This window comes from Photobacterium frigidiphilum, from assembly GCF_003025615.1.
In the GTDB taxonomy this organism is placed as follows: Bacteria; Pseudomonadota; Gammaproteobacteria; order Enterobacterales; family Vibrionaceae; genus Photobacterium; species Photobacterium frigidiphilum.
Map to the genome: position 1 here is coordinate 161,982 of NZ_PYMJ01000002.1, position 14,112 is coordinate 176,093.

Annotated in this window: 13 protein-coding genes and 1 pseudogene; all 14 read left to right on the forward strand. The window is 36.7% G+C overall.

Annotated features, from left to right (window positions below; translation table 11 throughout):
- Window positions 1-107: 107 nt before the first annotated feature.
- A complete protein-coding gene (locus C9J12_RS02905) occupies window positions 108-599 on the forward strand; it encodes an acyltransferase (RefSeq protein ID WP_107241333.1) in 492 nt (163 codons plus the stop codon).
- A 1-nt stretch (window position 600) separates the two neighbouring features.
- The gene (locus C9J12_RS02910) at window positions 601-1,887 is read left to right on the forward strand and encodes a lipopolysaccharide biosynthesis protein (protein WP_107241334.1); all 1,287 of its coding nucleotides are present in this window, start codon (window positions 601-603) and stop codon (window positions 1,885-1,887) included.
- Entirely contained in the window at window positions 1,875-3,077 is a 1,203-nt protein-coding gene (locus C9J12_RS02915) for a glycosyltransferase (RefSeq protein WP_107241335.1), read from the forward strand. Before C9J12_RS02910 ends, C9J12_RS02915 begins: the two co-directional genes overlap by 13 nt.
- Window positions 3,067-4,386, forward strand: coding sequence for a hypothetical protein (locus C9J12_RS02920; RefSeq protein WP_107241336.1), 1,320 nt, complete (start codon window positions 3,067-3,069; stop codon window positions 4,384-4,386). The genes C9J12_RS02915 and C9J12_RS02920 overlap by 11 nt, the downstream gene beginning before the upstream one ends.
- Window positions 4,383-5,567: a hypothetical protein gene (locus tag C9J12_RS02925; protein ID WP_107241337.1), complete on the forward strand. Its 1,185-nt coding sequence runs from the start codon at window positions 4,383-4,385 to the stop codon at window positions 5,565-5,567. Before C9J12_RS02920 ends, C9J12_RS02925 begins: the two co-directional genes overlap by 4 nt.
- Window positions 5,564-6,646 carry a glycosyltransferase gene (locus C9J12_RS02930; protein ID WP_107241338.1) on the forward strand — a complete coding sequence of 361 codons (1,083 nt, stop codon included), beginning with the start codon at window positions 5,564-5,566 and terminating at the stop codon, window positions 6,644-6,646. Before C9J12_RS02925 ends, C9J12_RS02930 begins: the two co-directional genes overlap by 4 nt.
- 2 nt (window positions 6,647-6,648) lie before the next feature.
- A complete protein-coding gene (locus C9J12_RS02935; protein WP_107241339.1) occupies window positions 6,649-7,704 on the forward strand; it encodes a glycosyltransferase family 4 protein in 1,056 nt (351 codons plus the stop codon).
- 20 nt (window positions 7,705-7,724) lie between these two features.
- The gene (gene gmd / locus C9J12_RS02940; RefSeq protein ID WP_107241340.1) at window positions 7,725-8,831 is read left to right on the forward strand and encodes a GDP-mannose 4,6-dehydratase; all 1,107 of its coding nucleotides are present in this window, start codon (window positions 7,725-7,727) and stop codon (window positions 8,829-8,831) included.
- 5 nt (window positions 8,832-8,836) lie between these two features.
- On the forward strand, window positions 8,837-9,808 hold the full coding sequence (gene fcl, locus C9J12_RS02945) for a GDP-L-fucose synthase (protein ID WP_322348854.1): 972 nt from the start codon (window positions 8,837-8,839) through the stop codon (window positions 9,806-9,808).
- 31 nt (window positions 9,809-9,839) lie between these two features.
- Window positions 9,840-10,307, forward strand: a complete 468-nt coding sequence (locus C9J12_RS02950; RefSeq protein ID WP_107241341.1) for a GDP-mannose mannosyl hydrolase — start codon at window positions 9,840-9,842, stop codon at window positions 10,305-10,307.
- 3 nt (window positions 10,308-10,310) lie between these two features.
- Window positions 10,311-11,717: a mannose-1-phosphate guanylyltransferase/mannose-6-phosphate isomerase gene (locus C9J12_RS02955; protein WP_107241342.1), complete on the forward strand. Its 1,407-nt coding sequence runs from the start codon at window positions 10,311-10,313 to the stop codon at window positions 11,715-11,717.
- A complete protein-coding gene (locus C9J12_RS02960; RefSeq protein WP_107241343.1) occupies window positions 11,717-12,466 on the forward strand; it encodes a glycosyltransferase family 2 protein in 750 nt (249 codons plus the stop codon). The genes C9J12_RS02955 and C9J12_RS02960 overlap by 1 nt, the downstream gene beginning before the upstream one ends.
- 3 nt (window positions 12,467-12,469) lie before the next feature.
- A complete protein-coding gene (cpsG, locus tag C9J12_RS02965) occupies window positions 12,470-13,834 on the forward strand; it encodes a phosphomannomutase CpsG (RefSeq protein ID WP_107241344.1) in 1,365 nt (454 codons plus the stop codon).
- A 102-nt stretch (window positions 13,835-13,936) separates the two neighbouring features.
- Window positions 13,937-14,074, forward strand: a pseudogene (locus C9J12_RS02970) (UDP-glucose 6-dehydrogenase); the annotation flags it as partial.
- Window positions 14,075-14,112 lie beyond the last annotated feature (38 nt).

The following is a 14,112-nucleotide window of genomic DNA, read 5'->3' on the forward strand; positions in this document are numbered from 1 at the left end:
ATTGTTGATTTTAATCAGAGCTGATGATGATTTTCTGTTTATAGTTATAGTACATATTGATTACATAATTTAGTTGACAATGGTGTAGTTTCAATATTGAGGTCGGTATGATGTTTAATGTTATAATACGGAAGTCTGTAAATTTAATAAAGAATATACACCAAAAATCGACATATAAATTACTTTATACTAAATATGGTATAGGGAATGAAAATTTTTTACAAGGTAAGGGCTGTGAAATATATGGAGATGGTTGTTTTTATGTTGGAGAATATTCTTATTGCGGAAATCTTGGAGGGTTTCAAGTTGTAAAAGGACATAAGATAACGATTGGTTCCAATGTTGCAATTAGCCATAATGTCAGAATTTATACGTCAAATCGTAATGCTGAATATTTTTTAACAGGTAATGGTGAGAAAATATCATCAGGGAATGTTACAATCGGTAATAATGTTTGGATTGGAGCAAATGTATTTATAACTGAAGGCGTTACAATTGATGACAATGTAGTAATAGGAGCCAATTCAGTTATAACAAATGATATTTCTAGTGGCTGTGTTGTTGGTGGTGTGCCTGGTAAAGTAATTAAGAAATATTAAAATGAAAATAGCAAAAGATATAATTCTCTACTTGTCAGTAGAGGTAGTTAGTAAATCGATTCCATTTGCAATGTTACCGTTTCTGACTAGAGCTTTAACGCCTGACGAATATGCAAAAATAACTAGTTTTACTGCCATTGCTGCATTGCTTAGTATATTAGTTGGACTTAATTGTCAAAATGCAATTTCTGCTCTTTTTTATAAAGATAAAAAAAACATAAGAGTATATTTAAATTCTAGCTTTAAATTTTGGCTAATAAGTGTATGCATTATTGTTTTTTGTATGTTTATTACTTATTTAACAGGCTGTGATTCGTTATTAATGTTACTAATGTGTTCTGTGTTTGCTTTTTTTTGGTTTCCTCAATCTTTATTTACCACTTTAATGCGTCTCGAAGGAAATACAGGTACATATGCAAAGTTCACTATTAGTGAAGTGATTTTGAATGTATCTTTAACAGCATTACTCGTTAGTACATATAAAGCAGAAGGTCGAATTATAGCAATAGTTGTATCCATTATTATTTTTGGAATTATTGCTTTTTTGTTGTTGCAGCATCGATATCCAAGTAACGGTAGTCAAATACTCAGGTCTAGTAATTCTTTAGTAAAAAGTCCTATTTACAAACTATCTTCTAATGATACAAGATTGTTAAAGATATGCCTGCCAGTTTTACCACATTTGGTTTCAGGATGGGTAAGATCTGGTTTAGATCGGTACATAGTCGGAGCTTTTTTTGGCATGTCACTTCTTGGCGTATATGGTGTCGCAGGGCAATTAGCTATGGTCATGGGAGTTATATCTAATTCTGTTACATTAGCAATTGGACCTTATGTTCAAAGAAGGATATCAGAAAACTATTCTAAGCATAAACTTGTCATTACAACATACATGATTTCTTTTGGTTTAATCATTATTGGTATAGTGTATGTTATATTTTGTGATTTCTTCGCTATTTATTTATTAGGTGATAAATTTGAATCAGCTTTAGATATAGTCCCATACTTTGTTGCAGCCTTCTGTTTTCAGGGGATTAGTAATTTATTCATTGTATATGTTTATTACTCAGAAAAAACAACGCTGCTATTTAAGTTTGCATTTCCTGTTGGTATTGTTTTTATATTAATGCAATATTTTACGGCGTCATTTATGAGTTTTGAATATTTTAAATTACTTATTGTAATACAGTCACTTATTTATTTGTTCTTAATTGTATTTATAAGTAGAGTTAGTTTTAAAATGCCATGGTTTGATTTTAAAGGACTTGTATTAGCATGGAAAAAATAAAAATATTATTTTGTACGCCTTATGCATTAGATGATGAAAATGCAAATGGAATAAATAAAATAAATATGAACATAATACCTCGGTTATATAATGATTGTGAATTGACGATATTGCAACCAGATGGGGTGACTGATTCTACTATAGAAAGTAAATGTCAGGTAATAAAGGTTAAGGCCAAAGTTAAAAAAAATGATTTTATAGATAAGGTGGTTTCTACATTCTCGATTTTATCACGAGACGAATATATATTTAAATCGATTTGTTATGAAATGGCTTGTAGGATAAACAAAAGCTATGAAAATTATGATATTATCCATCTATCTTCATTTCAGTTATCGGCAGTGCTCTCTTTTTTAAATAAAAATGCATTAAAAAAAGTAGTTTTTTTTGCTATTGATTCAAAAGTGTTACATGAAGAGAGTCGAGTTAAAGTTACGAATGGTTACAAGCATATTTATAGATCGTTACTTTTATATAAAGCAAAGCTATGCTTTAATATGATTTATGATAAGGTCGACAATATTTGTTTTGTAGGACAATCAGATGCAGAGTCTTTATTATCTGTTTTACCTAATAAAAATGTAAATGTGATTCCAAATGGAGTGTTTATCGAACATAACAGTATCTATAACGAATGTTTGGATACTGATGAGATTACACTTTGTTTCCATGGTGATATGTATTATCCACCAAACAAAAGAGCATTATCGAAGTTACTATCATACTTTCCTATTATTCAATCTTCATTTTCAAAACCTATAACTTTGAAAATTATAGGTAAAGGAAGTGAAATCTATAATTCGCCTAGTTTAGGGGTTTTGGGGATGGGTTTTGTCGATGATATTTATAAAGAATTATCAAATTCTACTATTTATGTTTCATTGGTTGATACTGGTGCTGGAATAAAAAATAAATTACTCGATGCGATGTCTGTTGGATTACCAATTTTAGCTTCTCAAAATAGCATGGAAGGTATAGCTTATTCTAGGGTAAATACGGAGTATTTAGAAATAGAACCAAATGACGTTCAAAGTATTATTAATAAGCTTAATATTATATTGAACGATAGTGATTTGCGTAATGATATGAAAATATCTGGTTTGACGTGTGTCCGAGAATATTATTCTTGGAATAAGGTAGCTTTAGATTATATAGCATATTATGAAAAGGTGATTTCAAGTGGGCAGTGAAGGAAATATTTTAAATTTAAAGACGAAAGTACCACCGCTTCTCTTTGAATTAATTGTTAGTGAAATATCTTCAACTCATGTTAATTTTGCGAAAGATTGTTTTTTTAATAAAAAAAATCCATATGAATGCATTTTGTTTTTTTTTAAAAATTTATTTTTTTGTTTGGCCTTTCTAAGGAAAATTAGTTTTAAGAATGTTACCGATAATGAGTTTTCTTCAAATATAGTTTATTATGGAAATGAAAAAACTAAGACAGAAAAGATTTTTTTATCTGACTATTTTAACATTATAGATAAAAAAGTTGTGTCCATATCCAATGATGAAAGTGTTGATATGAAAAGCCTAAATCAGATGTCATTTACTTATAAATACTTGCCAGATTATATTAAGGATGTATCTAAAATCTTAGTTACTATCTTTTATGTTGGGATAACTCGGAAGGTCAAGTTAAACGAGTTTTTTGTTTTAAGTCTGGCTCTTAAAAATATTGGAGTTCATTACAAATGGAAATCTATTATAGATATTTATGAACCTGATTTTATCGTCAATTTTTTTTCAGCAACAACTGAAGGCCATGCACTGAATTTTCAGGCTCAATCATTAAATAAAAAAGTTTTCACTTATAGCTGGGGGAGTAATATAAAAGCAATTGAGCAAAAGTTTACGGTGCAGGATTATGTTTTATTGAAGAGTCAAGATGAAATAGGTAAATACAGATATGGAGAAGAGGTAGTTATAGGTGACCTAGGCTTAAGAAGAATTGAGCGTAATCTAGAACAAGTTAATTATATTTGCTTAATTGATACTTGTTATAATGATAAGTTTAGGTTGTTCGAAAAATCTGAGATGTATCGGAAAATATTTAAATGGCTTGATACTATTAATGTGAAAAAAGTACATGTTGTTTTTCATCCAGGTTCTGTCGATACTGATACTGTGATGGATTTAGCAAAAGATTTTACTTTTACCTTCTCGATGTCCATAGGAGATTTGGATTTTGTGTTGTCCAAATCTAAATTGGCCATTAATATAGTTTCAACTGAGTTGAAAACTGTTATTTATTCTGGAATTCCAGTTGTTAACTTTGCGCCTTTATATTTTGATATGTATCTACCAAACTCTAAATGTGAAGGTTTTCTGAATCGTTCTTCAGGTGTTGATATACATTTTTGGTCTCAACTGGATGAATATTATAACCTTTCTGATGTGATTAATAGTGGCTTTAATGAAGAGGAATACTCTACTTTTGTTTCTGACTATGTTTGTGATGAATATAAGTTAAATAAATTCGGAAGGCTTTTATTGTGATTAAATTTAAATTAAATAAATTTGATTTTTCAGAAGTGATTCTTCTTATATTGGTCACATCAACGATATTTCGTTTTGATGCATTTTTCGCTGGTGCGAATAGATATATTCCTTATCGCATAACAATAATTTGTTTGTTTCTTTTCATTGTACGTCGGTTTTTTTTTACAGAAGATAGATTTAAAGCTAGTTTAACCAGCCTCAAAGCTTTAACTTTTTTAGCGGTGGCTGTCGCTGTATTTAATTTATTATGGTTTTTCAGGTTTGATACTTTAACATCTTTTTTTAATAGTGTTTTATCTTTTTTATATATTATTGGTGGTGTTGCACTTCTTTCAGCATTGTTGAAAGAAGTTAGTTTTTCTTTTGTTTTAAAAGTAAGATTAATTTTTTTGTTTTTATCTTGTATAATATTTTCCATTGAAACTTATATTCGTTTTATACACCCTGAATTAGGTTTGAATGAAAATATGGATTCGAATGTCGTTATTGATCGAATGTCAGCTGGTGTGCAAGCAGATACTTTCTTTTATTTTAAATATGGAAGTATTATGTTTTTTGACTCTAATTATGTCGGTCTAAATATCCTTCCTATCGTTATACTTGCATTGTCGAATGACAAATACAGGAAGTTATATATTATATGGTTGTCAATTTTGGTTGCTTTTTCTTTAAGTCGTTCGGCTTGTCTTGGGCTTTTGATGATTTATACGTTGTATTTTATTAAATGGCAACGAAAGTACACGCCATTTGTTTTTATTATCATTGCTTTATTATTGCCCTTTGCTGGGTATGAAGTTTATGACTTTTTTAAAAATGACTCAAGTTTTTTGACTAAAATTGCAATATTTCAATCTTTAGATCTTATAACTCAAGTTTCAATTTTTGACTTCTTATTTGGCTTTGGCTTAGAAAAAGGACCTTTTATTTATTCGCCGAATGATGCTGCTTATGCCCATGCTCTAATACCATTACTTTTAGGGCAGATCGGGCTTGTTGGTTTATTGATCTATTTTCTATCTTGGGTTGGGATGATATTATATTTCGGCTTTCCTATGTTAGTGGCTTTTATTACTTTAAATTTCTGTGGTATTTCTCTTGCAGATCCATGGGAGGTTATTTATTTTTTTATTCCTCTTTTTTCTTCATTTATATATAAAAATACGGTTGAGTTGAGATGAATGTTTTTATTATAATACCTACTCTTAGGGCTGGAGGGGCTGAGAGTGTTGTCGTTTCACTTGCAAATAGTATTTCCTCTAGTGAAAGCGATATTAATTGTACTGTAGTAACTATTTTTGACGATGTCGGAACTGATTATTTCGCAGGTTCTTTATCTAAAGATGTTAATGTTATTCAATTAGGCTTGAGCCTTAAGTCAAAATTTAAGGCTGTTTATTCTTTATATAAGGTTATTAAACAGCTTAAGCCAGATGTTATACATACACACTTAACAGGTATTTTTTATTCTTCACTTTCATCCTGGTTTCTTGATATAAGGTTGATCCATACTGTTCATACGCAACCTTCAATTGAATTTTCTGGTTTGAAAAAATCGTTATTTAAGCTTGTTAATACGCTAATACAGCCATGTATTGTTAGTTTAAATGAAAAATCTGAGAATGAGATGAAAAATAATTTTTCATGTTTTTCAACTATTATACCTAATGGTTCTAGAAACTTAGGCTCTGTTGATAGGGTAGCTAATCGTAATTTTGTTATTGTTGCGAGATTTGATCCTGTTAAACGACATGAGGTTTTAATTAAATCTTTTATTGATGCGTCGAGAAATACGGACTCTAATTTGTATATTGTTGGTGTTTGCGTTTCAGGACATGAGAAATATTATCAAGACTTGAAAAATAAAATTGACTTGTCTGAACGGATACATTTATTTGAAAATGTTAGTAGTAATAACGAGCTTTCTCAGTTATTTTCTAAATCTCAATTTGTTGTCCTCTCTTCACTATATGAAGGTTTGCCTGTCTCATTACTTGAGGGTATGTCTACAGGTTTAATTCCTGTCGGATTGCCTACACCGGGTTTATTAGATTTTTTTCAAATTAATGGTTTGACTCGAATGTCAAGAGGTGATGATGTCTGTCTTTTTTCAAATAACCTTAAAGACTGTATTTTTTTATCCCAAAGTGATGTAGATACGGAATCAGATTTATCAAAGAAAATATTTGATTCTACGTACTCGTCTTCGATTATGGCGTCTCGATACTCTTACTTATACAATGAAATTACTAAGGTTTAATAATGGCTAAGATTTTGTGCGTAGGCCCGAAGAGCAAGCCTTTGACAGGTCAATCATATGCTTTTAATGCTTATGTTAATAATTCATCTCAAGATATTGATGTTTTATATAATAGTGGGGGCAACAAGTATTTAAGTCCATTTATTTTCATGTGTTCATTACTTTATAAGTTTGTTTTTTTTCGTTACGATGTTGTTTATTTTACATCATCTAGAACAAAAGTAGGATTTATTCGTGATTTTATATTGATTATTTTATTTAGTAGGAAATGCAAAGTCATTAATCATTTGCATGGTGCTGACTTTATTGATTTTCGTGAAAGCTGCTGTGAGCGCTATCAAAAAATCATTGATTTTACGTATGGAAAGGTTTCATCAAGTATCGTTTTAACTAAAGGGATGATGGAACAGTATTCGAAGTATCCACAAATGAAGATCTACACCGTTCCTAATTTTTACGAAAAGGAAAGCGTTGGTGTAGAGAGTAATCGTTTAGAAAACCTAAGAAATAAATCTTTTAAAGTTATTTTTCTTTCAAACCTTATTCCAGAAAAAGGCTTGGTTGAACTAATTGAAGCTATTGTTTTACTAAGAACAGAAAAAAATCATGACGTTTCTTTATCAATAGTTGGAGCCGATCTAGGTTATAACGAGTTATCTAGTTACGTTAGGGGCTCCTGTAATAAATATGATTACATTTCATACGAAGGAACTCTTTTTAGGGAAGAAAAAGCAATGGTGCTTAGTTGTAGTCATTTTTTTGTATTACCTACTTATTATCCAACAGAGGCACAGCCAATATCTATAATTGAAGGGATGGCTAATGGGTGTGTTATTATTACAACAGAGCATAACTATCTTCCAGAATTGATAAGTAAGAAGAATGGCTCTTTAATAAAAAAGAAAGATATTCAAGCACTATCAGTATCTTTAGAGGGGTATTTTAACGATGTTAATAAAATATTGAATGTTTCAAGTTACAATAGAGAATATGCAAGTATTGAGTTTTCTATTGATGCTTATATTAACTCCTTAGATGTGATTTTATCTTCTACATAACATTTTATTCGGTTTATTATATGAAAACTGCGCTAATTACAGGTATTACTGGTCAAGATGGTTCCTACTTGGCTGAATTATTATTAGAAAAAGGTTATGAGGTTCATGGTTTGATCCGTAGAGCATCTTCGTTTAACACTCAACGTGTTGATGAAATTTGTAATAATGATAAGAATATCCACCTCCACTACGGTGATTTAACTGATTCATCTAACCTGATTCGTTTAGTTAAGCAAATTGAACCTGATGAAGTTTATAATTTAGGGGCTATGTCGCATGTTGCTGTGTCATTTGAGTCCCCTGAATATGCTGCTGATGTTGATGCGATGGGAACCATTCGTTTATTGGAAGCGATTCGTATTAATGGTTTAGAGAAAAAGACCCGTTTTTATCAAGCCTCTACATCAGAGTTATACGGTGAAGTGCAAGAAACGCCTCAGCGTGAAACCACGCCTTTCTACCCGCGTTCACCGTATGCTGTTGCGAAAATGTATGCGTATTGGATCACAGTTAACTACCGTGAGTCGTACGGCATGTACGCGTGTAATGGTATTTTGTTTAACCACGAATCCCCACGCCGTGGCGAAACCTTCGTGACCCGTAAAATCACCCGCACTCTTGCGAATATCTCTCTGGGCTTAGAGTCGTGCTTAGAGCTGGGTAACATGGATGCGTTGCGTGATTGGGGCCATGCGAAAGATTACGTGCGTATGCAATGGATGATGTTGCAACAAGACGTGGCGGATGATTTCGTTATTGCCACCGGTAAGCAAATCTCAGTGCGTGAATTTGTTCGTATGTCAGCCAAAGAGGCGGGTATCGAGCTAGCGTTTACTGGCGAAGGTGTTGATGAAATCGCGACAGTAATAGGGATTGATTGCGAGAAGGTCTCAGACGTGGCTATCGGTGATGTGATTGTCCGTGTTAATCCTAAGTTCTTCCGTCCTGCAGAAGTTGAAACGCTATTGGGTGACCCAAGTAAAGCCAAAGCAAAACTTGGTTGGGTACCTGAAATTACCGTTGAAGAAATGTGCGTTGAAATGGTGCAGTCGGATGTCGCGAAATCAAAGCAACACGCGTTATTGAAAGCCCACGGTTTTGATGTGTCTATCTCTTTGGAAAACTAAACACTATGTCAGTGAATAAAAAACGTGTTTTTGTGGCGGGACATCGAGGAATGGTGGGCTCCGCCATTGTGCGTCAGTTATCTGCCCGTGATGACATTGAACTTGTTACGCGTAATCGCGCAGAATTAGACTTGACCAGCCAACAGGCGGTGAGTGAGTTTTTTGCGACTGAACGTATCGATGAAGTGTATTTGGCGGCGGCGAAAGTGGGGGGTATTCATGCTAACAACACTTATCCTGCTGAGTTCATTTTCGACAACCTGATGATGGAATGCAACATTGTGCAAGCTGCGCATCAGAATAATGTGCAAAATCTGCTCTTTTTAGGCTCTTCGTGCATTTACCCGAAATTGGCTGAGCAGCCAATGACTGAAACGGCATTGTTGACAGGCATGTTGGAAGCGACCAACGAGCCGTACGCGATTGCCAAGATTGCGGGTATCAAGCTGTGTGAATCGTACAACCGTCAATACGGTCGTAATTACCGCAGTGTGATGCCGACTAACTTATATGGCATGAACGATAATTTCCACCCGGACAATTCTCACGTTATCCCTGCATTGATGCGTCGCTTCCACGAAGCGAAGCTGAATAACGATAAAGAAGTGGTGGTATGGGGGACCGGTACCCCGATGCGCGAGTTCTTGTATGTGGATGATATGGCAGCCGCCTCTATCCATGTGATGGAGCTAGACGCACAGACCTACCAGGACAATACTCAGCCGATGCTGTCTCACATCAATGTGGGCACGGGTGTGGATTGTACGATTCGCGAAATGGCTGAAACCATGGCGAAAGTGGTGGGTTTCACTGGGGATGTTGTGTTTGATAGCACGAAGCCGGATGGTGCACCCCGCAAGCTGATGAACGTGAGCCGCTTGGCGGATTTAGGCTGGCGCTACCAGATTGAACTTGAGCAAGGTTTAGCCACAACCTATCAATGGTTCTTGGCCAATCAGGCGAACTTTCGCGCATAAACGTAAACGCTAACTAAGGATAGGATGCAGTATGACACAGCGTTTAGAGCTGGCGTTATTTAAAACGGTCGTTGCTAACACACCGTTGATATCCATTGATTTAGTTGTTTGCAATACGCAAGGTCAGGTGCTGCTCGGTCAGCGCCTCAACCGTCCTGCCAAAGGGGACTGGTTTGTCCCCGGTGGGCGTATTTGCAAAGATGAATCGATGGCTATGGCTTTTTCTCGGTTAGTCTCAGAGGAGCTGGGGCTTGCGCGGACGATTCAAGACGCCCAGTTTATCGGGCCGTTTGAACACTTTTATTCAGATAACTTTTCCGGTGTCGACTTTTCTACCCATTATGTTGTGTTGGGCTATCGCCTGCAGGTCGATATTGACCTTGATAGCTTGCCCCAAGAGCAACATCATCACTACCGTTGGTTTGAGGTGTCAGAGTTATTGGCATCCGATGAGGTGCACGTGCACACCAAGTGGTACTTTATGAACGGAAATCAGTAAATTATGTTATTACCTGTCATTATGGCTGGCGGCTCAGGGAGTCGTTTATGGCCGTTATCGCGTACGTTATACCCCAAGCAGTTTCTCTCTCTGACGAACAATACCACGATGCTGCAAGAAACAGTGGCACGCTTGGAGGGGCTCTCTCATCAGGCGCCTTTCTTCATCTGTAATGAAGAGCACCGCTTCATTGTGGCTGAGCAGCTACGCCAGCGGCAATTATCACACAGTGGCATCGTGTTAGAGCCGGTCGGGCGTAATACTGCCCCAGCGATAGCCTTGGCTGCCTTGCATGCTACGGCGAATGATGATGACCCCTTGTTATTGGTACTGGCAGCAGACCATGTTATTTTAAATCAAACGGCGTTTGTCGATGCGGTGAATTCAGCGGTTCCGCAAGCTGAGGCTGGCAAGCTAGTCACCTTTGGTATTGTGCCTCATGCGCCTGAAACCGGGTACGGGTATATCCGACAAGGACAGGCGGTTTCTGGTGTGGCGTACACCGTGGATGCGTTTGTTGAAAAACCAGATACAGAGACAGCCCAGCAGTACTTAGACAGTGGCGAGTATTATTGGAACAGTGGAATGTTTTTATTCAAAGCATCCCGTTACCTGCAAGAGCTTGAAGCCTATCGTCCCGATATCTTGACCGCGTGTCAACAAGCGATGATGGGTGCCCGTGGTGATTTGGACTTCATCCGTTTAGATGAAGCGGCCTTTTCCGCTTGCCCGGATGACTCGGTGGACTATGCAGTCATGGAAAAAACCCAGGATGCGGTGGTTGTGCCGATGGACGTGAACTGGAGTGATGTGGGCTCTTGGTCTGCGCTGTGGGAAGTGAATGCAAAAGATACTCAGGGCAATGCGACCCAGGGTGATGTCTTAATGGAGAATACCACCAACAGCTATATTTATTCGCAGAGCAAATTGGTGGCCACCGTTGGGGTGGACAACTTGGTGGTAGTGGAAACCAAAGATGCAGTCTTGATTGCGCATAAAGACAAAGTGCAGGATGTGAAAGGGATAGTCAATCAGCTTAAAAAAGCTGACCGTCCGGAATACCTGCAGCACCGTGAGGTTTACCGCCCTTGGGGCTCGCATGATGCCATCGCCGATGGTGAGCGTTTTCATGTAAAACGTTTGACGGTGAAGCCGGGTGAGAAAACGGCGACCCAAATGCATTATCACCGCGCCGAGCATTGGGTGGTGGTATCTGGAACGGCGAAAGTACGTAATGGGGATAAGACCTTTTTGGTGGGTGAAAATGAATCCACCTATATCCCGATTGGTGTCGCACATTCGATTGAAAATCCAGGGAAAGTACCGCTAGAGTTAATCGAGGTCCGTTCAGGCTCTTACCTAGAAGAAGATGACGTTGTTCGCGTTGAAGACTATGGGGTTGGGTATTAATGAAAGTCAGTATTATTACGGCTACTTATAATAGTGCTAAAACTATTAGAGATACTTTACTATCTTTAGAATCTCAATCTTATAGCGATATTGAATATATTATTATTGATGGGGCTTCGAAAGATAATACATTAAAAGTGATTAATAATATATCTTCTCGTGTAACTACAATTATTAGCGAGTCTGATAAAGGTATTTATGACGCCTTAAATAAAGGTATCGCAACTGCTACTGGTGATGTGGTTGGGTTTTTGCATTCTGACGATTTGTTTGCATACCCTGATGCGATTAAAGATATTGTTGCTCAATTTGATACTGATAAATGCCAAGCTGTTTATGGCGATCTTGAGTATGTGGCTCAGGATGACACTAACAAAGTTATACGGTTATGGAAAAGTGGTCAATATACTCGTTCTAAATTAAAAAATGGTTGGATGCCCCCTCATCCGACATTTTATATGAAGAGGGAGTTATATGAAAATTTTGGCAGCTTTGATCTTAGTTTTAAAATTGCAGCTGATTATGATTCTTTATTACGGTATTTATGGGCAAATAATGTTTCGATGTCGTATGTGCCAAAAGTAGTCATGAAAATGAGAGTTGGTGGTGCAAGTAATCGAGACTTGAGAAATATAATAATTAAAACAAAAGAAGATATTAAGGCGCTTAAAAATAATCAATTATTCTGGCCTCAAGCTATCTTGATTAAAAACTTATCTAAAATACCTCAATTTATTATTAAGTCATAAAATATGAATAATTTAACTTGTTTCAAAGCCTATGATATTCGTGGGCAGTTAGGCCATGAATTAAATGAAGACATTGCTTATCGAATCGGTCGTGCGTTTGGTGAGCATTCGACCCCTAAGACCGTTGTGGTGGGGGGGGATGTCCGTCTCACCTCTGAAGCCCTGAAGACAGCCTTGTCTGAGGGTTTGCTCGATGCTGGGGTGGATGTTATCGACATCGGCATGACAGGAACGGAAGAAATCTATTTCGCCACCAAATACCTGGGTGTTGATGGCGGTGTTGAAGTCACAGCCAGTCATAATCCGATGGATTATAACGGCATGAAATTAGTACGTGAAGATGCCAAGCCTATCAGTGGCGACACTGGGTTACGTGGTATTCAGCGATTAGCAGAAGCGAATGACTTTAACCCTGTCACTCTACGGGGTTCGTTAACCCAACAATCGAATCTCATGCCTTATGTCGATCATTTGATGACCTATATTACCCCTTCGAATATCAAGCCGATGAAACTGGTGGTGAATTCGGGTAACGGGGCGGCGGGTCATGTGATTGATGAGCTAGAGCGCCGTTTTAAGACATTAGATATTTCAGTGGAATTTATCAAGGTGCATCATCAGGCTGACGGCAACTTTCCGAACGGTATTCCCAATCCATTACTGCCTGATTGCCGTGCTGATACCGCGAATGCAGTGATTGAACACCAGGCCGACATGGGTATTGCTTGGGATGGTGATTTTGACCGCTGTTTCTTATTTGATGAAAACGGACAGTTCATCGAAGGGTATTATATCGTGGGCTTATTAGCAGAAGCCTTTTTGCAAAAAAATTCTGGCGCTAAAATTATTCATGATCCGCGTTTGAGTTGGAATACCATTGATGTTGTCACTGCTGCAGGTGGTGAGCCTATCATGTCTAAAACGGGTCACGCTTTTATTAAAGAGCGGATGCGTAAAGAAGATGCGGTGTACGGCGGTGAAATGAGTGCTCACCATTACTTTCGCGATTTTGCATATTGTGACAGTGGTATGATCCCCTGGTTATTGGTGGCAGAGCTACTGTGTGTTAAAAACATGAAGTTATCGGATACGGTGAAAGCGCGTATAGAAGCCTATCCATCATCAGGCGAAATCAATTCTAAATTAACAGATCCTCTAGCTGCGATTAGTCGTGTTCGTTTTGCTTATGAATCTGATGCACTAAGCGTTGATGAGACTGATGGCGTGAGTTTAGAGTTTGCAGATTGGCGTTTTAATTTACGTTCATCGAATACTGAGCCAGTAGTTCGCTTAAATGTTGAATCACGCAAAAATATTCCTTTGATGAAAGAAAAGACAGAAGAAATTCTTATATTACTTCGTCAGTAATGAAAATTGCACTTGCTGATACAGGGTAAACGAGTCTGTAGAGCTCTATACTGTTAGCGTACATACTGAAGTCGTGATTTTTGTAGTACGAAAATAAACAGATTTTTTTATTTATTAGTGTTAACCGATTTAGAGCAGTTTAAATCATCGTGTGATGTGATTGTCTCAAACCGCATGGCTGAAGAGTTGGCGGATGTGGTAGACAAAGTGTACACCCGTGATTTATTTGGTAATGACTAAGTCATTGAGTGTTAGTACCAATAGTTGAACCTATTGGC

Coding starts and splice junctions, on each gene's coding strand:
- C9J12_RS02930 (WP_107241338.1), top strand. CDS start 5,564: ATGAATGTTTTTATTATAATACCTACTCTTAGGGCTGGAGGGGCTGAG.
- C9J12_RS02960 (WP_107241343.1), top strand. CDS start 11,717: ATGAAAGTCAGTATTATTACGGCTACTTATAATAGTGCTAAAACTATT.
- fcl (WP_322348854.1), top strand. CDS start 8,837: ATGTCAGTGAATAAAAAACGTGTTTTTGTGGCGGGACATCGAGGAATG.
- C9J12_RS02935 (WP_107241339.1), top strand. CDS start 6,649: ATGGCTAAGATTTTGTGCGTAGGCCCGAAGAGCAAGCCTTTGACAGGT.
- C9J12_RS02905 (WP_107241333.1), top strand. CDS start 108: ATGATGTTTAATGTTATAATACGGAAGTCTGTAAATTTAATAAAGAAT.
- C9J12_RS02955 (WP_107241342.1), top strand. CDS start 10,311: ATGTTATTACCTGTCATTATGGCTGGCGGCTCAGGGAGTCGTTTATGG.
- cpsG (WP_107241344.1), top strand. CDS start 12,470: ATGAATAATTTAACTTGTTTCAAAGCCTATGATATTCGTGGGCAGTTA.
- gmd (WP_107241340.1), top strand. CDS start 7,725: ATGAAAACTGCGCTAATTACAGGTATTACTGGTCAAGATGGTTCCTAC.
- C9J12_RS02910 (WP_107241334.1), top strand. CDS start 601: ATGAAAATAGCAAAAGATATAATTCTCTACTTGTCAGTAGAGGTAGTT.
- C9J12_RS02915 (WP_107241335.1), top strand. CDS start 1,875: ATGGAAAAAATAAAAATATTATTTTGTACGCCTTATGCATTAGATGAT.
- C9J12_RS02950 (WP_107241341.1), top strand. CDS start 9,840: ATGACACAGCGTTTAGAGCTGGCGTTATTTAAAACGGTCGTTGCTAAC.